This window comes from Paenibacillus woosongensis (assembly GCF_009725165.1).
Taxonomy (GTDB): Bacteria; Bacillota; Bacilli; order Paenibacillales; family Paenibacillaceae; genus Fontibacillus; species Fontibacillus woosongensis.
Window position 1 is genome coordinate 62609 of the sequence record NZ_WNZW01000008.1, and the last position, 19421, is coordinate 82029.

20 protein-coding genes are annotated in these 19421 nt (G+C 51.2%); 11 read left to right on the forward strand and 9 right to left on the reverse strand.

The window, feature by feature from the left end:
- Nucleotides 1–123: 123 nt before the first annotated feature.
- From GNP95_RS17805 to GNP95_RS17830, 5 genes are all read right to left on the reverse strand, one after another.
- Nucleotides 124–939 carry a winged helix family transcriptional regulator gene (locus GNP95_RS17805; RefSeq protein WP_155612203.1) on the reverse strand — a complete coding sequence of 272 codons (816 nt, stop codon included), beginning with the start codon at nucleotides 937–939 and terminating at the stop codon, nucleotides 124–126.
- Complete coding sequence (locus tag GNP95_RS17810; protein WP_155612204.1) at nucleotides 921–1310, reverse strand: Fur family transcriptional regulator; 390 nt, start codon at nucleotides 1308–1310, stop codon at nucleotides 921–923. Before GNP95_RS17810 ends, GNP95_RS17805 begins: the two co-directional genes overlap by 19 nt.
- A 397-nt stretch (nucleotides 1311–1707) precedes the next feature.
- Nucleotides 1708–2985, reverse strand: coding sequence for a GerAB/ArcD/ProY family transporter (locus GNP95_RS17820; RefSeq protein ID WP_330163493.1), 1278 nt, complete (start codon nucleotides 2983–2985; stop codon nucleotides 1708–1710).
- Between the two features lie 14 nt (nucleotides 2986–2999).
- Entirely contained in the window at nucleotides 3000–4205 is a 1206-nt protein-coding gene (locus GNP95_RS17825) for a Ger(x)C family spore germination protein (protein WP_155612206.1), read from the reverse strand.
- Between the two features lie 78 nt (nucleotides 4206–4283).
- The gene (locus GNP95_RS17830) at nucleotides 4284–6842 is read right to left on the reverse strand and encodes a spore germination protein (protein WP_155612207.1); all 2559 of its coding nucleotides are present in this window, start codon (nucleotides 6840–6842) and stop codon (nucleotides 4284–4286) included.
- 181 nt (nucleotides 6843–7023) lie between these two features.
- Here GNP95_RS17830 and GNP95_RS17835 point away from each other — a divergent pair, with 181 nt between their 5' ends.
- The 4 genes from GNP95_RS17835 to GNP95_RS17850 all read left to right on the forward strand — a co-directional run bounded on the left by GNP95_RS17835 (nucleotide 7024) and on the right by GNP95_RS17850 (nucleotide 10615).
- Nucleotides 7024–8577, forward strand: coding sequence for an FAD-dependent oxidoreductase (locus GNP95_RS17835; protein ID WP_155612208.1), 1554 nt, complete (start codon nucleotides 7024–7026; stop codon nucleotides 8575–8577).
- A 163-nt stretch (nucleotides 8578–8740) separates the two neighbouring features.
- Nucleotides 8741–9067 carry a PadR family transcriptional regulator gene (locus tag GNP95_RS17840; RefSeq protein WP_155612209.1) on the forward strand — a complete coding sequence of 109 codons (327 nt, stop codon included), beginning with the start codon at nucleotides 8741–8743 and terminating at the stop codon, nucleotides 9065–9067.
- Nucleotides 9064–9669, forward strand: a complete 606-nt coding sequence (locus GNP95_RS17845; RefSeq protein WP_155612210.1) for a DUF1700 domain-containing protein — start codon at nucleotides 9064–9066, stop codon at nucleotides 9667–9669. The genes GNP95_RS17840 and GNP95_RS17845 overlap by 4 nt, the downstream gene beginning before the upstream one ends.
- Nucleotides 9662–10615 (forward strand): DUF4097 family beta strand repeat-containing protein, encoded by a 954-nt coding sequence (locus GNP95_RS17850; protein ID WP_155612211.1) that lies wholly within the window; start codon nucleotides 9662–9664, stop codon nucleotides 10613–10615. Before GNP95_RS17845 ends, GNP95_RS17850 begins: the two co-directional genes overlap by 8 nt.
- Nucleotides 10616–10703: 88 nt before the next feature.
- On the opposite strand, the gene GNP95_RS17855 is transcribed toward GNP95_RS17850, so the two are convergent.
- From GNP95_RS17855 to GNP95_RS17865, 3 genes are all read right to left on the reverse strand, one after another.
- Complete coding sequence (locus GNP95_RS17855) at nucleotides 10704–11153, reverse strand: hypothetical protein (RefSeq protein WP_196427232.1); 450 nt, start codon at nucleotides 11151–11153, stop codon at nucleotides 10704–10706.
- Nucleotides 11154–11288: 135 nt separating this feature from the next.
- On the reverse strand, nucleotides 11289–11957 hold the full coding sequence (locus tag GNP95_RS17860; protein WP_155612212.1) for an amino acid ABC transporter permease: 669 nt from the start codon (nucleotides 11955–11957) through the stop codon (nucleotides 11289–11291).
- A 54-nt stretch (nucleotides 11958–12011) separates the two neighbouring features.
- On the reverse strand, nucleotides 12012–12878 hold the full coding sequence (locus GNP95_RS17865; RefSeq protein ID WP_155612213.1) for an amino acid ABC transporter substrate-binding protein: 867 nt from the start codon (nucleotides 12876–12878) through the stop codon (nucleotides 12012–12014).
- Between the two features lie 182 nt (nucleotides 12879–13060).
- Between GNP95_RS17865 and GNP95_RS17870 the strand changes: the two genes are divergently transcribed.
- The 7 genes from GNP95_RS17870 to GNP95_RS17900 all read left to right on the forward strand — a co-directional run bounded on the left by GNP95_RS17870 (nucleotide 13061) and on the right by GNP95_RS17900 (nucleotide 18835).
- A complete protein-coding gene (locus GNP95_RS17870) occupies nucleotides 13061–13216 on the forward strand; it encodes an RAxF-45 family protein (RefSeq protein ID WP_155612214.1) in 156 nt (51 codons plus the stop codon).
- 104 nt (nucleotides 13217–13320) lie between these two features.
- Nucleotides 13321–15324, forward strand: a complete 2004-nt coding sequence (gene abc-f, locus GNP95_RS17875) for a ribosomal protection-like ABC-F family protein (protein WP_155612215.1) — start codon at nucleotides 13321–13323, stop codon at nucleotides 15322–15324.
- Between the two features lie 39 nt (nucleotides 15325–15363).
- Nucleotides 15364–16026, forward strand: coding sequence for a DNA-3-methyladenine glycosylase family protein (locus tag GNP95_RS17880; RefSeq protein ID WP_155612216.1), 663 nt, complete (start codon nucleotides 15364–15366; stop codon nucleotides 16024–16026).
- A gap of 140 nt (nucleotides 16027–16166) precedes the next feature.
- Nucleotides 16167–17459, forward strand: coding sequence for an ArnT family glycosyltransferase (locus GNP95_RS17885; protein ID WP_155612217.1), 1293 nt, complete (start codon nucleotides 16167–16169; stop codon nucleotides 17457–17459).
- Nucleotides 17456–17977 (forward strand): glycosyltransferase family 2 protein, encoded by a 522-nt coding sequence (locus tag GNP95_RS17890; protein WP_330163494.1) that lies wholly within the window; start codon nucleotides 17456–17458, stop codon nucleotides 17975–17977. Before GNP95_RS17885 ends, GNP95_RS17890 begins: the two co-directional genes overlap by 4 nt.
- Nucleotides 17978–18159: 182 nt before the next feature.
- The gene (locus GNP95_RS17895; RefSeq protein ID WP_155612218.1) at nucleotides 18160–18507 is read left to right on the forward strand and encodes a DUF2304 domain-containing protein; all 348 of its coding nucleotides are present in this window, start codon (nucleotides 18160–18162) and stop codon (nucleotides 18505–18507) included.
- The gene (locus GNP95_RS17900) at nucleotides 18491–18835 is read left to right on the forward strand and encodes an EamA family transporter (RefSeq protein WP_155612219.1); all 345 of its coding nucleotides are present in this window, start codon (nucleotides 18491–18493) and stop codon (nucleotides 18833–18835) included. The genes GNP95_RS17895 and GNP95_RS17900 overlap by 17 nt, the downstream gene beginning before the upstream one ends.
- 117 nt (nucleotides 18836–18952) lie before the next feature.
- On the opposite strand, the gene GNP95_RS26610 is transcribed toward GNP95_RS17900, so the two are convergent.
- On the reverse strand, nucleotides 18953–19420 hold the full coding sequence (locus tag GNP95_RS26610; RefSeq protein WP_330163496.1) for an ATP-binding cassette domain-containing protein: 468 nt from the start codon (nucleotides 19418–19420) through the stop codon (nucleotides 18953–18955).
- Nucleotide 19421: the final 1 nt, after the last annotated feature.

A 19421-nucleotide genomic window follows, 5' to 3' on the forward strand; every position in this document is an offset into this window, starting at 1 on the left:
TTATATTCGACATAAATCGCATATTTTCCTTTTTCACAACGACGCATAAAACCGCTCAGCCGATAAGCGAGCGGTTTGCATGATTTTAATAGTATCAGCACTATTCGTTTGTAGTCGGCTCCTTTAATCCGCCAAACGGTATCCAACTCCTCGGACAGTCGCGATATAAGTCGGATTCGCGGCCCGGTCGCCGAGCTTCTTGCGCAGGCTCTTGATGTGCACGTCCACTACGTTGCTCCCGCCCATAAAGGAGGTCTCCCACACGTCAGCAAGCAGCTCTTCTCGGGACAGTACGCTCCCTTCATGATCCAGCAATTTAATCAGCAGCTCGTATTCCGTCTTGGTCAGCTCGATAGCTATGCCGGACCGGTACACCTGCATCTTCTTGCGGTCGATCCAAAGATCTTTATAAGTTGATGTTCCCCCGGCTGGTAAAGCACCGGAAGCCGGACGATGATTGCTTGTGCGGATAATCCGCTGAACATGATACAGTATCTCATGCGGCGAGGAAGGCCAGACGAGGAGCTCGAGGTGCATTAAGCTCGGGTCCATTTGCGATAGCAACGCCTCGTTCACCAGCAGCAGGGAAGGGACATCTTCGAGATCCTGCAGCATTCGCTTGGTAAGCATCGAAACCTCTTCACTGCCCCGATAAGCCGTCAGGTCAAAGATAACAAGATCGGCAGCCAGAGCATTGCGGAGGCCCTGCTCCAAATGATGAAATACAAGGACATCGAAGCAGCCTACCGACAGATCCCTTACAAGCTCATAAATTTCGCTGGGAAATGGGCTGACGAGGATGACGCGCTGCGTCACCGGACATGCCTGAGGATAATCATTACCGAACAGCTGCTCATTGTATCCAAGCCCTTGCTCTGGGCGCCTAAACGGAGTAACCGATCCGCTCTGTACTCTTTTTTTTATTTCTTCTGCCTGCATTCTGGGCACACCCCCCCAAATACAACATGGGCATGATGCACGTCATATCCGGTCTCCTTGGCTACATCAGCGCTCCATTCCTCCGGAACCTTCGACATCACTTCATCCACTCTACCGCACACCTCGCACAGAATATGCTGGTGATCATCCAGCTTGGCGTCATAACGGCTTGCGGCCTCGCCCAGCTTCAATTCACGGATCAGCTCTTTGTCGGTTAAGTATCTGAGCGAATTATATACCGTGCCGTATGCAAAATTATAACCCTGTTCGACAAGACGGTTCATTACTTCCGCCGCAGTCGGGTGGTCATTCGCATTGCGGACGACATCGTAAACTGCTTTACGCTGTGTCGTTAAATTTAGTGATTTCATATATAGAATCATTCCTTATGATTTGTTTTTAGAATTAGTATAAGTCTTATTATATAATTCGTCAAGCCGGCTCCGGCTGCCCCCGGAAAAATTCAACTTCTGCATGGGAACAGCCAGTCCATTCACATAATAAGACTATAAATCTGACTAAAAGGATGGATTACCGATGTACGTGAAAAAATATGCGATTACCATTTTGTTCGCCTTGTTATGCGCTGCATTTAGCATGTGGGTCGATGTCCGGACTGGCTTTCCATGGAACACCATTTTTATAAACACGAGCCATTCCTTCTTCACGGGTGCAGAAAAATGGGCTGCTTGTGCAATGCTCCTGCTTCTCGTTGTACCCGATATGCTCCGTGCTATGTATGCGAAAAAGAAAAATCCGGCCGGCAAGTCAGCTTCCGCCACCCCCAACGCCTCCGCCGCTTCCGGGGCCGCTTCGGGGAACTTCGTATCCGGCTCCGGAACTGCCTTCAGTTCCGGTATAGGCGGTCCCAGCGGCACTAGTGCCGGATCCGCCCATTGTCCCGTCCCCGGCTCCTGTCCCGAATCCCCCGCCGGTTCCGGTTCCAGCTCCGGATCTTGAACGGAAAATAAACTTGCGAATCACAGCTGCAACCAGAAGAATTAACGGAAGCACAATAAAAAATAACGGATCGACCAAATATAGCATTTTCCCCCCTTTCATTAAATGCTCGCTATATGAACGGGTTTCAAAAGCCGTCAGCGCCAAAATAATGAGAGTGAGCGGGTAAATTAATTTCTGGTACGGGATATTGAAAATATTTGATATCCCTATGACCGCTGCAAAGAAGTAAATGCAGGTTTTGAAGTAAATGCCAATAATAAACGCCATAACGGCAAAGATATCTGGCCGCTGAATGAAGTCGGAGATCGAAGCCTTCCCGACCATAATCAACATGGGAAAATAAGAACGCTCGGCAAGATCAGCCCCCAGCACAGCTACTGTCGTCGCCACGGCTAAACTAAGTAGAAGGCCACTAAACAGAAGGGCTAAATATCCGGCTTTAACCCCCTTTTTAGGATGATTCAGGAACGGCAGCAGCATGTTGAACGCAATGACCTCTGCAAATGGGAACTGATAATTTGTTCTGGACACCGCCCGGAGCAGCGGGCCTATGCCCCCGCCCAGCACAGGCAACAGCCGACTAATATCGACAATGTGCGCAAAAGCAATGAGAAGCAGGCTCAGCGCGCCGATCATCATCATGACTGCCAAAAGAATCAAAGCCGTCCGGGCGAGCACCTCCAGCCCTTTATGTAACGTATAAGCAATAGCAATCATCATGAGAATATTAACAATAAAAACGGGGGTTTCCCGCAGCGTCGTAGCAATGACCAGCAGCCCGCCGTCCATCAAATCTCTCGAAGCCTTATACAAGAAAAATACCATATAGCTGATTCCAACCAAGGTTCCCAGGTATTTACCAAGCAGCAGTTTACCATATTCCGTAGGCAGCATATTGGGGAACCACAGGTACAGCATCGAATATCCCGTATACAGCAAAATACCGATGACCATTCCGAGCAGAACAGCCAGCCACTCATCCTTGCCGGCTTCCATTCCCAAATTGACGACAAGTCCCGTACCCAGCTCGAACAAGACTATTAACGAAAATATTTGCAAAGGAGTGATTTTGATTTTCTCCACTTCGCTATGCCTCCCTAGCGTTGATGAAATTTATAGGAACGGTCACGCAGCTGCGTATTGCGTATGACGGAATCCACTTTATATTCAACTTTAAGCTGCGGAAATAGATCTTCCCATTGATTCTCAATCTTTTTCCAAGCCGCAGGACTTTGGCGCTCGATAACTCCTCCAAACCCAAAAATATCGCTCTTTGCCGATTGTGCTTTTTGGACAACGGCCTGCAAGTCGCTGACAATCGCCTCGTTCGCTTTTGCTTCAATCATTTGAAGCACCTCAGGCTGCTTCAAATCAATGGGGGTGTTGACGTCCCTCACTGACAACTGCAATTTGACTCCGACCTGGATCACCGGGTGAAGCGGATCGTCCAGTTTGGCTTTCAAGTCGGTTTTGGAGCGAATAACATCCATGCCCATGCTGCCTATTTCCTGATCGGGCTGCAAGACCAGTGAGGTTTTTTTCATTTTATTCTTTATCCAGACCATTCCGCGGCTTTCGTTCGGGGATAACCAATCCACCAGCTTATCTCCTTTGAAAATAGCGGGGGCGCCGATCACGATCAACGAGCTTTTTACGCTTTCCAAATTGCTCTTCTTGCCCAGTCCACTTACGTCGCCAAACGCCTCCAACCCATTGATGACAGGTCCTCCTCCAGGGATGAGCAAGTCCCGCATGATGTCATCTATTTCCATAGGGTAATTTTCCCCTAGCTGGCTCGACGCAAACTCAACTTTTTCCGAAAGAGAAAAGGCCATAATTTTGCCAATGGGCGTTAGAGAAGTAGTCACAACTTCGGCGGTGAGATCTTCTTTGACAATAACAACATCAGAGGTCAACCGAATATCAGAGTCCCTGTCCAGAAAGTCCATAATTTCCCCAATGCCTTTCCGGGCAACACTCTCAGATATGGCAATGAGCCTGGTATGCGCTGTGGAAGTCAAGCGCGGCACTTGGCGGGAAGCGTTACGGATCGCTTCGCTAATCGTGTAACCCTTGCCACTGTAAACAGAAGTCGGTGTAGCCCCTCTGCCGGTTTTACCCGAGATTTCGTCGGCAATGATCACCTGGAAGGTTACCAGAAGCTGCCCCTCCTCTCCCGGCGCTAGGTCGATGCCGATGCCAGAAACGACCGCCCTCCGGTTCAATTCAATAGCGTCCCAACAGCCGCTCGTCAGCACAATACAGCAGAAAGCCAAAGCGACGGCTATAGTCCTCTTTATCATGGATCGCTCCTCCTGCTAGAAACAAATTAGTGTAAAGAGCGGCCTGCCAGTTCAGTTCATCACATACCCGGCAACCCCTTATAACCCGTGATCCGAAGCCCCCTGTTGATCATGGGGCTCTTGTGAGCCCTGCTGGCCCTGTTGACCCTGCTGGCCCTGCTGGCCTGGCTGGCCCTGCTGCCACTGCTGGCCCTGCTGGCCCTGCTGGCCTTGCTGCCACTGCTGGCCCTGCTGGCCTTGCTGGCCCTGCTGGCCCGGCTGCCACTGCTGGCCCGGCTGGCCCTGCTGCCACTGCTGGCCTTGCTGGCCCTGCTGGCCTGGCTGGCCCTGCTGCCACTGCTGGCCCGGCTGGCCCGGCTGGCCCTGCTGCCACTGCTGGCCTGGCTGGCCCTGCTGCCACTGCTGGCCCTGCTGGCCCTGTTGACCCTGCTGGCCCTGCTGGCCTTGCTGGCCCGGCTGCCACTGCTGGCCCGGCTGGCCCTGCTGCCACTGCTGCCACTGCTGGCCTTGCTGCCACTGCTGGCCTTGCTGGCCCGGCTGCCACTGCTGGCCCGGCTGGCCCGGCTGCCACTGCTGGCCCTGTTGGCCCTGCTGGCGGCTGGACCCTATCGAATTTTTATTTCGGCCCTCCCGAATGAGATGCTGCTCTCTGATCTTGTCTGGCGGAGTCCTTAAGATCCAAGCTGGCATACGGATGAACGTATCCTTTTGATCCTTCGGAACAAATGGTGTAATAGGAGCTAGATACGGAACTCCAAAGGATCGAAGACTGTTCATATGGATGACCAGCATCAGAATTCCCAAGGTAATGCCGTACAATCCGAACGTACCAGCCAAGACCATGAATGCAAACCGGATTAGCCGTCCAGCAACAGCGATATTGTAAGCAGTCGGGGCGAAGCTGGAAATTCCCGTCAAAGCCACGACGATAACCATTCCCGGAGTAATCAGTCCCGCCTCAACCACGGCTGTTCCCAAAATAAGCGCACCCACAATCGATATCGTCTGCCCGACGGCTCTTGGCATGCGCAACCCCGCTTCACGGAGCAGTTCAAAGGTAACCTCCATCAGCATCGCTTCAATAAATGCCGGAAAAGGAACTCCTTCCCGTTGCGCAAGCAGACTGACCAGCAGCAACGAAGGAATCATCTCATAATGAAACGTTGTTAGCGCTATATATAGAGCCGGTCCAAGAAGCAGCACGATAAAACTAAGATAACGAACCCCGCGCATCAGAATAACAATATCGAAACGCTGCGAGTAATCCTCCGGCGATTGAAAGAAATGGCCGAATACGGTTGGCAAAATTAAGACGAAAGGTGTGCCGTCTACAAGGATGATTACCCGGCCCTCCAATAAATGTCCAGCCGCGGTGTCAGGCCTCTCTGTGTTAAATATGGTAGGGAACGGAGTAAAAGTCTTATCCTGAATAAACTCCTCGATATAACCGGATTCCAGTACACCATTAAGCTGAATGTTCTCCAGGCGCTGCCTGACTTCCTGAACAAGCTTCGGGTCAGCCAGGCTCTGGATATACATCATGGCTACATTCGTATGAGTAACAGCGCCAATTTTCATGGTCTCCAGCCATAAATCCGCGTTTTTGATTCTGCGCCGAAGGAGGGATATGTTGGTTGCGATCGATTCAACAAAGCTGTCTTTCGGCCCCCGGACGACTAGCTCCGTAGTTGATTCCGTAATGGATCTCCATTCTCCGCCACGGGTTCCGGCTATAATGGCTCTATTGCTTCCCTCCAGAAATATTGCTGTATCCCCGGACAAAATATCAAACACCACTTGGCTCCACTCAGAAACTATTTTTGATTCACCCAGGGACAGAAGTCGCGCCTGCAATTGGTCCAGCATTGCTTCCGAATCTTTCGCTTCCAATCCCCCCAGACCAGTTATGGTTTCCATAACAAAGGAATTGATAATCATTTGATCGCTTAAACCATTTAAGTAAATAACAGCGATAGAAATCGGCTTCTCTCGCCCCAAACTCATTTTGCGCACAACGATATCCGGGCTATCTCCGGTTTCTTTATGAATGCGCTGTACATTTTGCTGCAACTCCCCAGAAATCTCCTTATTACTGGTTCCGCCCTGTGGAGTACTGCTCTGAAGGTTAGGACTGCCCTGCGAATCAGCGCCTTCCTGGGAGCCGGTACTGCTCTGGGAACCAGAAGATCCTTGCGACCCTGCACCTCCCTGTGTGGAATCTACCTGGGAGGTGGAACCATGCGATGAACCGTAATCCTTCTGTGAATCTGCACTAGTCTGTGAGCTACTGCCATTTTGCAAGTTATGGCTGCTCTGTAACCCGGCTTGATTCTGCTTCGTACTGCCGTTGCTCCGAGACCCAGCATCACCATGCTGCACACTGCTGCTTTCAGACCCAGCATCATTCTTTTGCGTGCTGCCGTTGCTTTGGATACCTGCATCTTCCTGGTGCGTTCTATCGCTGCTTGGAGGCTCCGATTGATTCTGCTGAGAATTAGCATCCTTTCGAGAATCGCTCTCGTTCTTGCCTTGGCTTGTATCCCCGTCCGATCCGCGATAATGATTGCCGCTCTTCCTCTGCTCTTGATTCCCTTGAAATTGGCGTCTGCTTCTACCGATAAATTGATTGCGTTTCATGATGGCAGCTCCTGTCGCTTAACTTACCCCCATTATTTGCTAATAAGCCCATTTTCATGCGGATGCATTACAAGTACCGAAGAAACGCAATCGGCAACAAAAGAACAAAACCTAGCTATGCTTTAATTTGCCAACAACGTGGTAATAATGAAAAACGACTGAGATTATTAGGAGGTTGCCGATGAATAACCAAACTTACGGTTCTGGAGAGCTACCCCGGTATCCCCAATCCATGTGGCGGGATACGACCAACCTGCCCTCTTTTCCCCGGCTCCAAGAGGATATCGAGACCGACGTCGCCATTATCGGCGCTGGCATTACGGGCATTACCACCGCCTATCTGCTATGTAAGGCAGGCTTTAAGGTAGCCGTTGTGGATGCGGCCGAAATTCTTGACGGAACGACCGGGTTCACAACGGCCAAAATCACGGCCCAGCACGGACTGATTTACGACAAGCTGCGGAAGCATTTTGGAGATAAAGAGGCCAGACTCTACTATGAAGCAAATGAGGAAGCCCTCTCTTTCATTCGATTCACAGTGGAGGAGCATCAAATCGACTGCCAATTGCAGCAGCAGGATGCCTATTTATACGCCGACTCCGAGGAGCAGGCAGAGCAGCTTCGCAAAGAATGGGAGGCTTATGAGCAGCTAGGGCTGCCGGGCGAATGGTGCGACACCTTGCCGATTCCCATCCAGGTCTATGGAGCCATACGGATGAAGAATCAGGCTCAATTCCACCCGCTGCAATACCTGCGAACCCTCGTTGAATACGTAACTTCACATGGCGGAACCCTCTACGAAAATACGACCCTGGAGGATGCGGCTGACCATACCCGGGACGGGCGGCGGCAGCTCACTACCGAGGGCGGTCATAAAATCACCTGCCAATATGCGATCTCTGCCTCGCATTTCCCGTTCTATGACGGAGGCGGGTTCTACTTCACTAGACTACATGCGGAACGTTCTTATGTGGTTGCCATCGAACCAGAGATTCCGCTGGAACAGGGCATGTACATTAATTGCGGCGACCCTAAGCGTTCCCTGAGATCAGCCCTGCTGAACGATGAGCAAGTTATTCTGGTCGGCGGAGAATCACACAAAACGGGAAAGGGCGAATGCACGTTCAAGCACTATGAAGAACTGGAGGAATTCGGCGGCAAGCTGTTCGGAGCCAAACGCATCCCTTACCGATGGTCGACTCAAGATCTCGTCACAATAGACGAAATCCCTTACATCGGGGCTATTACTGCAAACGAGGACAAGGTTCTGGTAGCCACCGGATTTGCCAAATGGGGAATGACGAACGGAACCGCAGCCGCTCTGATGTTCCGCGATCTCATTATGGGCCACGGCAACAAGTATACGGATCTGTATACGCCTTCCCGCTTTAAAGCAAATCCGGGCGTGAAGAACTTTACTGTACAGAACGCTGATGTCGCCAAGGAATGGGTATCTGGCAAGGTAGAATTGATCCGCCGTAAAGCGGAAGATTTGAAAAATGACGAAGGCGGGGTTGTACGGCATCTCGGCAAGCGGGCCGGCGGCTATAAGGACAAGGAAGGCCGACTTTACATCGTTGATACGACATGCACACATCTCGGCTGCGAGGTGGAATGGAACGAGGCCGAGCGCTCCTGGGACTGCCCATGCCACGGATCAAGGTTCAACTACGAAGGAAAAGTGCTGGAAGGGCCGGCCACGGAAAGCTTGCCGCTGCTCAGTCAGGAGCCTTGACGGCGGTGATGGCATACCTGAGAATAAAACCTGGATTGCACGTAGGCACCGACTGGTGCCTTTCTTTCATCTTGCTATATTGCATTATTCAGTACTGGATGATATCATGTAGAAAACTGCTGATAAATACTGCTAAATATATGAAAAAAAGAGGCGATGCCACTTGGATATCAGTATCCAATTCAAAAAAGGCGCCTTGGAAATTTGCGTCCTCGTACTCATCCACGAAAAGGATCGCTATGGATATGAGCTGGCCCAATCCGTCTCGGAGCATATCGAAGTGGCGGAAGGCGCCCTATATCCTCTGCTGCGCAGGCTCGTGAACGAAGGCCACTGCACGACGTATTTACAGGAATCGAGCGAAGGGCCTCCCCGTAAATATTACAAACTGACCCCTCAAGGGGAATTACACATGAAGAAGCTGGTGATTGAATGGAAACGATTCGTCAGCAACGTATCCAATTTAATCGAGAGAGGGAACCACTTATGACAAAGAGCGAATTCATCTCGCTGCTCAGTACTCATTTATCGGCGCTCCCGCCGGAGGAGCGCCATGAATTGATGGAGGACTATGAAGCTCATTTTGCTTTCGGCCTTCAGAATGGAAAGACCGAGGAAGAAATCGTCCGTGAACTGGGCGATCCGGCTGAACTGGCCCAGGAAGCCCTGGGCAACCGTTCAGCTCCACAGCACCCCTTATACTGGTTCGGGGAGTCGCCGCAGGGACAAACGGACGCTGTCCCTCCCGGAGATCGCGGCACCCGCTACCGGAAAGCTGCTCCAGCAATTTATGCCGGGTTGTTCTTCCTTAACCTGGTCATGATGCCTTTGCTGGCTGCTCTATGGGCAGCAGGCCTAGCTCTTGCACTAGGGGCCGTTGGCGGCATTGTGAGCCCTGCTGCCCTGCTGCTAGAATATGCATTTAACGGGGCTCTCTTGCCGGCAAAAGCTTTTGCCGCCCTCACCTTGGTCGGAATCGGTATTCTTCTCGCCATCAGTACGCGGCATGCCTATTCCGGCATCCTAAAACTAAGCGCGTCTTATTGGGCATGGAACGTCCGAGTCGCCAAAGGAGTTAAGATCAATGAATAAAAAAGGATGGAGCTTAATCGCGACCCTTTGCGTCATCCTGGGCATCAGCGGGATGATCTATCAAGGCTTCGACTTCGAGAAAGAACAACCTGCCTATACGCAGAAATGGACGTTTGGGGATGACGAACTGCAGTCGCTGTCCATTGACAGCGACTATAATGTCAATTTTGAATTTATCCACAGTCCAGATGGTACGAATTACGTGGAAGCTAGCGGAAATTTGCCCCAGAAATCAATTGATAAGCTGACAGGGACGACAATCGCCTCGCAGTCCCTCGCCCTTCATTTTCAGGAGGAGTATGTCATTCGTTTCCTCAGCTTCAACTTTCGATCCTCCACCCAGCATGTGACGGTGGCCTTGGCCGATCCGGAGCAATCGTTAAATCGAATCTCTGTCGATCTGCTGGCCAACAACGGTAATTTCAAGGCTTTACGCGCCAAAGAAATATCATTGGAGACGAAATCAGGCAACCTGTCGGGCCAGAATTTAACCGCCGACCGCTTGAAGATCCAGAACTTCTCCGGCATAATCTCGCTGGATGAGATTGCGGCCGATACCGAGCTTAAGCTAACCTCTGGCAACGTGAAGCTCAACAATATAAAAGGATCTTTAAATTCCGAAATGACCTCTGGGGATTTCTCAGCTCAAGATATGAAAGGCGATATTCAGGTTACGGGCACCTCGGGCAATATAAAAATCAGTGATTGGACGGGGAACGGAATTATTAAGTCCACCTCCGGCAATATCACGATTAAGGAGCAGCGCTCGGACTCACTGGATATATCCATCCATTCTGGAAACGTTGCCCTTTCTGCTGACCCTGAATTTCAAGGCAACTACGACCTTAGGGCCACTTCGGGCCGAATCGAAGCGCCGGATTCACCTAGCGTAACCGAAGACCTCATTAAGGTGCGCTCGACCTCAGGAAATATTACGATCAAATAACTGTTCTAATCTATCCTATTCAAAAAATAGCCCCTGGCTCTAAAAGCCAGGGGCTATTTTGACATATGACATGCTGAATTGCGATTCGCTAGGCAATTTCGCCCGCGATGGCATCGCGGTATGACTTCAGCGAGTAGTAAATGACCGTCTGCATAATGCTCTGATCTTCCTCCGGGATTAGCGTCTTGGCATAGTCCCAGGCGTTCTCTTCGATACGAAGAGCAATTCTCCTGCGCTCCAGCTCGTTGTCGGCTGCATCCAGAAGATCCGACAGCTCCTTCAGACTGGCATCCTCCGCATGCCCGAGTTCATGGGCGAACACGATACTCAGCACCTGCGGGAAAACATCCAGCGAACCAAAGAGACTTAGGCACTGCTTCTTGATTTCCTCCAAATACATCGTGACGTTATGGTTGGCGATACTGTATTTGCCGCCAACGTTCCGACCACCGGGGAAGCGCGAACGAACGTCGAGGGTAACCGTGCTGCCGGACTGCTTCAGCAGCTGATCCATAATAAGTTGTGCTGTTCTTTTCAAGTAGACTCCCCTTATTTCATGTAAAATTGACACTTCGTAATCTGATTTTCCTCAACCAGCACGTTTTTGCCTTCCTCATTATAATGCAACGGATTTCAGAAATAAATAACAGAGCAACCACATTTTTTACATGGCTTATTTGACGGCAAAACGATCCAGCCGTTTCTCTATATGCGTCTGCAATGCCGAAAGAACCGTGCTGAACAGCAAATAGATTAAAGCCACCTCGCTATACACGAGAAGCGGCTCATAGGTCACGGATGTGATTTCCTGCGCCTTGCGGAACATTTCCGCATAGGTGACCGTAAAGGCCAGCGAGGTATCCTTCACTAGACTGATGAAGGAGTTGCCCAGCGGCGGAACCGATACGCGGGCCGCCTGAGGCAGTATCACGTAATATAGTGCCTGGATCCGGCTCATCCCCAGTGAATAGGCCGCCTCCCATTGCCCCTTCTCTATTGACAATATCGCTGCGCGGACGATTTCCGATCCGTAAGCTCCGACGCTTAACGTGAAACCGATGACCGCTGCGGAAAAAGGCTCCAGCGTAATGCCGACACTAGGCAAGCCGTAGAAAATAATAAACAGCTGCACGAGGAGCGGAGTTCCCCGTATAACCCATACGTAGAACTTCGCGGCTTGACGAATCAGCGTCCACTTTGACAGCCTCGCAAGGGCGGTCAAAATGGCCACCAGCATGCCAAGGCCAAAGGTAATCAACGTAAGGGGAATAGTAAAAGCAACCCCCGCTTTAAGCAGGGGCAGCAGCGAATCGATAAATATTTGTACAAGTCTGTCGTTCATATCAAGACATCCTTTGCGGGCAGACCAGCGGAATCAACCTGTTCCGGATTCAGTTTATTTAGATACGTCTGCGCCAAAATATTTGTTGGAAATCTCCAGGTACGTGCCATCTTCCTTTATCGCTGCCAATGCTTCATTGACGGCAGCTACAAGCTCATCATTTCCTTTGTTGAACAGCGCTGCGCTTTCAGCAGCCTCCGGCAGCTCATCAACGACTTTTAGCGGCACGTCCGGCTTTTGATTTTTCAAATCCAAGAAGGACAACCCGTCGTTCACCGTTGCATCGATCCGCTTCGAGAGCAGCAGGTCGATCGCCTGGTTAAAGCCTTCGGTGCCGACGATTTCCGCCCCGTTCTCCCTGGCGATATCCGTTAAATTGCTCGTCAGCGACTGCCCGGCTTTTTTCCCTTTAAGATCAGCAAATTTCGCAATGTCGTTATTATCCTCGCGGACGATCAAGGCGGCACGGGATACGATGTAGGAATCCGAGAAATCGTATTTCTCTTTGCGATCCTCGCGAATGGTGACCTGATTGAACACGGTATCGAACCGCTTCGCATCCAGTCCGGCGAAAATGCCGTCCCACGGCGTCTCGATGAATTCAGCCTCTACGCCAAGACGCTTGGCAACCTCCTGAGCCAGCTCCACGTCAAAACCTGTCAGCTTGCCGTCTTTGTCATGGAACGTGAACGGCGCGTACGTTCCCTCCGTTCCGATCCGGATTTTGCCGTTTGCCTTGATTGTTTCAAGCAGGTTCTTCTCCCCAGAGGCTGTCTCCGTCTGGGCTCCTGCACCAACATTGCCTTTACCCGCAGAGTCATTTGCCGTATTGCCAGAGCCGCTATTCGCTCCACCGCCGCAAGCGGCTGCAAGCAGGACCGTTAATACTAAGGTTAGAACTGTTAAGCTGAGTTTCTTCATATCTACCAGACCCCTATCTATAATTAAAATTTAATTCATATAATTCAACTCGGATTAATTGAATATATTACGCTTCAACCCCGATTTCGTCAATCCCTTTTTTTATATCAGCAAAAGGGCTGTTGAAAATAAATGCCAAAGCGGATACAATTTGAACATAACATTAAAAGGAGGTGGGTAGAGTGGATCGCAAGTTCGCATGGAATCGAATCAGCCAATTGCCTATGGCATTATTTGGCATTTTCTACGGTGTGGCTGACAACGGGATTAGTCTGTCCATTTTTAGCTATTCGATATCCAAATTACACTTGCGAAATGCCGCTCCTACCTTAACCTAACGGATCGTTACGTGAAGAAGGCTGCAGAATTTCTGCAGCCTTTTTTCGTCTCCAGGGTGGCTTTGCTTCAAGGAAGCGGCATGGGCCGAAGGAGATTATATAGAATGATTATCCAATGCAAAAGTGTCCAAAAATATTACGGTGCCGAGCTTGTGCTCAGCGATGTTACCTTTGAAATCAAATCCGGCGAAAGGGTAGGCTTGATCGGACGCAACGGGACCGGCAAGACGACGCTGATGCGCCTCTTATCCGGCAGCGAGACACCCGATCATGGCTCTATCGCCGTCCGCAAGGACACAACGTTTGGCGTTCTCGCCCAGATTCCTGACTATGACAACCGTATGACGGTATACGATGTGCTGCAATCCGCCTTTGAGCCTTTGCTCATGATCCAGGCGCAAATGCGGAAGCTGGAAGCGGAAATGTCCGCGCTATCCTCGGCAGGCATGAACACTCCTAACATGGATCGCCTAATCCAGCAATATGGAAGCCTGCAGGAAGGCTTTGAACGAAACGGCGGCTTTGAAATGGAGGCGTCCATCGAACGTGTGGCCCAAGGGCTCGGTATCCCTGCCAGCTCCTTCAAGCGGGCCTTCAGCTCCTTATCCGGCGGAGAGAAGACGAAGATCGGCCTAGCCGTCATTTTGCTTCAGCAGCCGGATGTTCTTCTGCTTGACGAGCCAACCAATCATTTGGATATGGCTGCCGTCCATTGGCTAGAGGAATTTCTGCTCGCTTTTAAAGGTACCGTTACCGTGATCTCCCACGACCGCTACTTTCTCGACAGGGTGGCCGATAAAATCATCGAAATCGAGGACGGCGAGGCATTTACCTATCCCTGCAGCTACAGCGAGTACAAAAAAGAGAAGGAACGCAGGCTGCTCCAGCAATTTGCCGACTATCAGGAACAGCAGAAGAAAATCAAGAAAATGCAGGAGGCCATTAAGCAGCTGATCGAATGGGGAAACCGTTCCAATCCGCCGAACGCAGGATTCCACCGTAGAGCAGCTTCCATGCAAAAGGCGCTGGACCGTATCGTCAAACTGAAAAGACCTGTGCTCGAACGAAAGCGCATCGATCTGCAGCTGTCGCAGTCCGACCGTTCCGGCAATGATGTCATCGTCCTGCGGGAAGCAGGTAAAAGCATAGGAGAACGCACGCTCTACCGGGGCGTAAATCATACACTTCGCTACGGAGAGAACGCTGCCTTAATCGGCCGAAACGGCGCTGGAAAAACTACACTTATGAAGTGCATTCTAGGCATAGAACCCGTTCAGGAGGGGGAGATTCGGCTCGGCTCACGCGTGGAAACCGGCTATCTTGCGCAAGAATCAGCACCCAAGGACAACTCCTGCACGGTACTGGAATATTTCCGGAATGAGCTCGCCATGGAAGCTGGGGAAGCCCGTAATCAGCTTGCGCGCTTCCTTTTTTACGGAAGTGACGTTTTCAAGAAGGTTCATAGTCTGTCAGGCGGTGAATGGACGAGGCTGAGATTGGCTATGCTGATGTACCGCAAACCGAATTTGCTGCTCCTGGATGAACCGACCAACCATCTGGATATCGACTCCCGGGAAGCCCTGGAGGACGCGCTCGAGGAATATCCCGGCTCTGTGCTCGTCATCTCCCATGACCGATATTTTATCAACAAAATCGCAGACCAGATTTGGGAGCTTGCTGGAGGCAAAATGTTCATTACCGAAGGCGGCTATGCCGACTATCAGGCTGAGCTGAATAAGCGGAAGCCTGCGGCAAACAGACAGTCCGCGCAGGCATACGAATTCAGCGCGGCGAGAGATTCCGCTCTCCCCAAATTGCCCTCTTCGGAAGCTTCCCCTAACGGAAAAATGCGAAACAAAGCAGAGCAGATCTCGGGGCAAGAGCACGATCCTTCTGTCTCTTCCGCCGCTAACCCTGCCACGCTCCGCAAAATGGAACAGGAGATATCCTCCCTGGAGCAGAGGATTGCACAGATCGATGAGGCTATGCTTGATCCGGGCATCGGGAGCGACGCAGATAAGCTGAACGTTCTGCTGGAGGAGCGTGTTGAAATTCAGCGGACTCTCGATCCGCTCATTGATAAATATATTTCCCTTTTAGAAAAGTGATGGGGCTGTTATTTCAGCAAAATAAGGAGTGAATGTCCGATGAACCCGATATCCTTCCATCTTCAAATGGATGACCCTCGCCTGGCCGCCTTGTCTGAGGCCGATGACCGCATGGGGGCCTTGATCTCGCTGATCGGCGAGATCAAGACGGCGCCGCAAGGCCCGCATTTCGCTGCCCTTGCCCGCTCGATCATCAGCCAGCAAATTTCCGTCAAGGCTGCGGCAACGATCCGGGGCAGGGTGCTGGAATTGGCTGGCGAGCTCTCCCCGGACGCCTTATCGGCGGTAAATGACGAAGCCTTGCGGGGAGCGGGACTGTCCGCTTCCAAGGTGGCATATCTCCGCGACCTCTCCGGCAAAGTGCAGTCGGGTGAAATCGTACTGGATCGCCTGCACGAAAAGAGCGACAATGCGGTTATCCAAGCGCTTACTTCAATTAAAGGCATCGGCAGATGGACGGCCGAGATGTTCCTGATCTTCGGGCTCGGCCGCGAGAATGTCGTATCTGTGGGAGATGCCGGGCTTCAGCGCGCCGCCAAATGGCTCTATGACCTGGAAGAGCGGGTGGATCGCAAGTATCTGCAGCAGGTCATGGATCTATGGAGCCCTTACAGTTCCATCGCCTCCCTCTATTTATGGGAAGCAATCAATATCGGACATGTAGACTCCGGCCAAACGCTCAGCGAGCTTCTCTACAAATAAAATTGAATATTACACTCTGGATCGCTTTATAATTGTGGGATATTTTCCCATAATATATGATATATGAACATGGCCTATTTAAAACGCCGCAACTTGTTTATATATATATTTGAATATTTTCTAGAGTGGAGTTGAAGCTTTTGTTCGGAATTGGAGGGGTGAGCCGCGGGGCCAAGCTGTATTTAGCCGGTTTAATGGCCTTCGTTGGTATTGTTTCCTGTGTCGTTGTTTTGGCCTATAATGATTACTTTTTTCTTGGCGATCCGCTTAAGCCTAACAATGATGACGTCAAATATATTCAGACTTCCCGCCTTCTGCTGAATGAAGGCGTGCTTGCTTATAATACCGGAGACAAGCCGACGGCCTTCATCATGCCTGGCCTTCCGCTTATTCTGGCGGGATTCATGGCCCTGTTCGGACAAGAGGAAGGCGGGGTCATCGCTTACCGGCTATATCAATGCATCCTGCAAGTGCTGTCGATCTATCTGATCTTCTGGCTGGGCAAGCGCATCTTCAACACCCGGACAGCTCTCGTTGCCTGTACGATCAGCGCGCTTTATTTGCCGGATTATTTCTCTTCTGGCGTCATTCTATCGGAAACGACCTTTAGAACGATTCTCCTGCTTCTGCTATGCGTGACCATCATGGCCCTGGAAAAAAATACAGCGCGTTATTATATCCTGATAGGAGCATTGACCGCTGCAGCGGCTTATTTCAAGCCCCATGCCTCCCTCTACCCTGCCGTCTTTCTCGTTCTCTGGTGGAGGCATCGGCTCCCATGGCGTTCCATGCTGAAGTATGGCCTGCTCATGAGCGGGGTTTATATCCTTCTGCTGACTCCCTGGTGGGTCCGGAACTGGCTGACGTTCCATGAGTTTATCCTGTTCACGAATTCCGGGGGAAGCCCCTTCCTGCTCGGAACCAGAATCCATGGGCAGCTGCCGCCAGCCGGCTTCTTCGAGGCCTATCCGCAATACGACCCGGACACCTTGTTCCAGGGCGCTGACCGCCTGGCGATTCAAAAGGGTATCGATATTATCAAATACGGCTTCCAGCATGAGCCCTTGAAATATCTCTACTGGTTTACGGCGGGCCGATGGGTTGAGCTGTATTTTCATCCTTTCTACTCACGCCCGATCTGGCCCGTAACGAGGCCAGTGATGAATGTCATTCAAATCAGCCTGATGATCATCAATATGCTCGGCATTTGCTGGGCTCTGCTTAAGCATCGCTGGGACAAGCTTCTCCCGCTTGTTTTGGCACTCGGTTATTTCACCGTTATTTATATCCCCTTCGTTGCTTTTAACCGGTATGGCTATCCGAACATGATTCTGTTAATACTATTCGGGTCATATTTCGTAGAACAGCTTTTCGGGTACTTCAGCAAGCTTTATAACAATGGCTTAAGAAGAAGGAGGACGGTGACCCCATGAAAACTCTCATTATCATCCCGGCATATAATGAGGAAGGCAGCATTGCCTCCGTGATCGCGGATATCCGCAGACATGTGCCGAATACAGATATTGTCGTCATCAACGACGGCTCAACCGACCGGACGGAAGAAATCGCCAGGGCCAGCGGCGCCCGCGTCTTGACGATGCCTTACAATGTCGGAATTGGCGGCGGCATGCAGACCGGTTATATATATGCAAAAATGCAAGGATATGATGTGGCCGTGCAAATGGATGCCGACGGTCAGCATCCGGCGAAGGAGCTGCCTAAATTGATCGAACAGGCGTCCAAATACGATCTCGTGATCGGCTCCAGGTACGTGAAATCCACGTCATACCGCTCGCCGCATATGCGCCGCATCGGCATGATCTTTTTCTCCAGCTGGTCTCGCTCCTTACGAGACAACGGTTCACGGATACGACCAGCGGTTTTCGGGCAGCCGGACGCAAAGTCATCAATTTGTATGCCAGCTATTATCCGATCGATTACCCTGAGGTAGAATCCCTCGTCTACCTTAAGCGCCATGGCTGCAAAATTACGGAGGTATCCACGGAAATGCAGCGGAGACAGGCAGGCCGATCCTCGATCACGCCCGCAAGGTCCGTCTACTATATGGTTAAAGTAACTCTATCTGTCATTATGAGCGCAATGCGATATAATAGAACGGCGGTGATCAAGTAGATGTTCATCAACATTCTATCGGTATCGGTCGCGATTGCTTTTCTCGTCATCGTATTGGAACTCGTGCGAAGACAGAGGCTGAAAGAACAGTATTCCCTGTTATGGATATTATTCAGCATCGTACTGCTTATCGTTTCATTAAATGTATCCTTGATGGAATGGATCGCGGACCAGCTTGGCGTGAAGTACGCTCCGGCCGTCCTTTTCCTTTTCGGCCTGCTGTTCTGCTTTTCGCTCATACTTCATCTTACGATCGTCATTACCAAGCTGACGAGCCAGGTACTCCGCCTGAGTCAGGAAGTGGCGATCTTAAAGGCTCGGGAGGCTCTTTATGGAAAAAACAATTAGTTATGTAATGCTCTTCGGCAACATTCTGCTGCTGGTCACGGGGCAGGTTCTCTTTAAGGTCGGGCTGACGCGGTCAGGAGGGCTCGTATGGAACAAGCTGCTTCTGTCCCCGATGATTATCGGCGGCGTTGCCCTTTATGGGCTGGCCACGATTCTGTGGTTTGCCGTCCTCACCCGCTTGCCGCTAAGTGTAGCCTATCCGATGCAAGCCTTCGCCTACGTTCTTGCACTTATACCTGCTTACTACCTGTTTGGCGAATCCATCTCGGCTGCTAAGCTGGCCGGCGTTGCCGTCATTCTGTTCGGCGTATACCTGCTAGCGAAATAATCGCATATCTCTGCAAACAAAAAAAGACGCCCCTTTGGCGTCTTTTTGAATTGATCAGTTTGAATGTGATCGACAGCAGCTTACCTTACTGGAAGAACGCTTTAGCATCCGTTTTTATCATACCTCGGACAGAGCCTGTATCTTCCTGCGGATATCGGCAATTGCCCGCATCAATTCCTCCCGTTCTCCGGGAGATTCCGGCTCCGCACGCGCCATCAGAACAGCCAGCTCCAGCCCCAGGCGCTCCCGTTCGTTGTCAGCCACTTGCCCGGCGGAATCCCGCCGGTTCCCCCGATCCTTGGATTCATATTCCTCCACCGTACCCGGGAACCACTCCGGCTCCTTCCTCCCGTCCAGCAGCAGCAGCCGATTGCAGACCTTGCGGGCCAAATATCTGTCGTGTGTTACGATCATAAGCGCCCCTGGATATGAGCACAACGCTTCCTCAACGACTTCCCGCGTCTCGATGTCCAGATAGTTTGTCGGCTCATCGAGGATGAGCAGATTGGATTGGCCGAAAAACAGCCTCAGAAACGCTACCCTGCATTTCTCGCCCATGCTCAAATCGCCGATTTTCTTATACACC

Excerpts from the sequence above, each read along its gene's own strand:
- GNP95_RS17810 (WP_155612204.1), bottom strand. The coding sequence starts at position 1,310 with ATGAAATCACTAAATTTAACGACACAGCGTAAAGCAGTTTACGATGTC.
- GNP95_RS17845 (WP_155612210.1), top strand. The coding sequence starts at position 9,064 with ATGACAAAGAGCGAATTCATCTCGCTGCTCAGTACTCATTTATCGGCG.
- GNP95_RS17865 (WP_155612213.1), bottom strand. The coding sequence starts at position 12,878 with ATGAAGAAACTCAGCTTAACAGTTCTAACCTTAGTATTAACGGTCCTG.
- GNP95_RS17895 (WP_155612218.1), top strand. The coding sequence starts at position 18,160 with ATGTTCATCAACATTCTATCGGTATCGGTCGCGATTGCTTTTCTCGTC.
- GNP95_RS17805 (WP_155612203.1), bottom strand. The coding sequence starts at position 939 with ATGCAGGCAGAAGAAATAAAAAAAAGAGTACAGAGCGGATCGGTTACT.
- GNP95_RS17850 (WP_155612211.1), top strand. The coding sequence starts at position 9,662 with ATGAATAAAAAAGGATGGAGCTTAATCGCGACCCTTTGCGTCATCCTG.
- GNP95_RS17825 (WP_155612206.1), bottom strand. The coding sequence starts at position 4,205 with ATGATAAAGAGGACTATAGCCGTCGCTTTGGCTTTCTGCTGTATTGTG.
- GNP95_RS17835 (WP_155612208.1), top strand. The coding sequence starts at position 7,024 with ATGAATAACCAAACTTACGGTTCTGGAGAGCTACCCCGGTATCCCCAA.
- GNP95_RS17830 (WP_155612207.1), bottom strand. The coding sequence starts at position 6,842 with ATGAAACGCAATCAATTTATCGGTAGAAGCAGACGCCAATTTCAAGGG.
- GNP95_RS17860 (WP_155612212.1), bottom strand. The coding sequence starts at position 11,957 with ATGAACGACAGACTTGTACAAATATTTATCGATTCGCTGCTGCCCCTG.
- GNP95_RS17890 (WP_330163494.1), top strand. The coding sequence starts at position 17,456 with ATGAAAACTCTCATTATCATCCCGGCATATAATGAGGAAGGCAGCATT.
- abc-f (WP_155612215.1), top strand. The coding sequence starts at position 13,321 with ATGATTATCCAATGCAAAAGTGTCCAAAAATATTACGGTGCCGAGCTT.
- GNP95_RS17880 (WP_155612216.1), top strand. The coding sequence starts at position 15,364 with ATGAACCCGATATCCTTCCATCTTCAAATGGATGACCCTCGCCTGGCC.
- GNP95_RS17900 (WP_155612219.1), top strand. The coding sequence starts at position 18,491 with ATGGAAAAAACAATTAGTTATGTAATGCTCTTCGGCAACATTCTGCTG.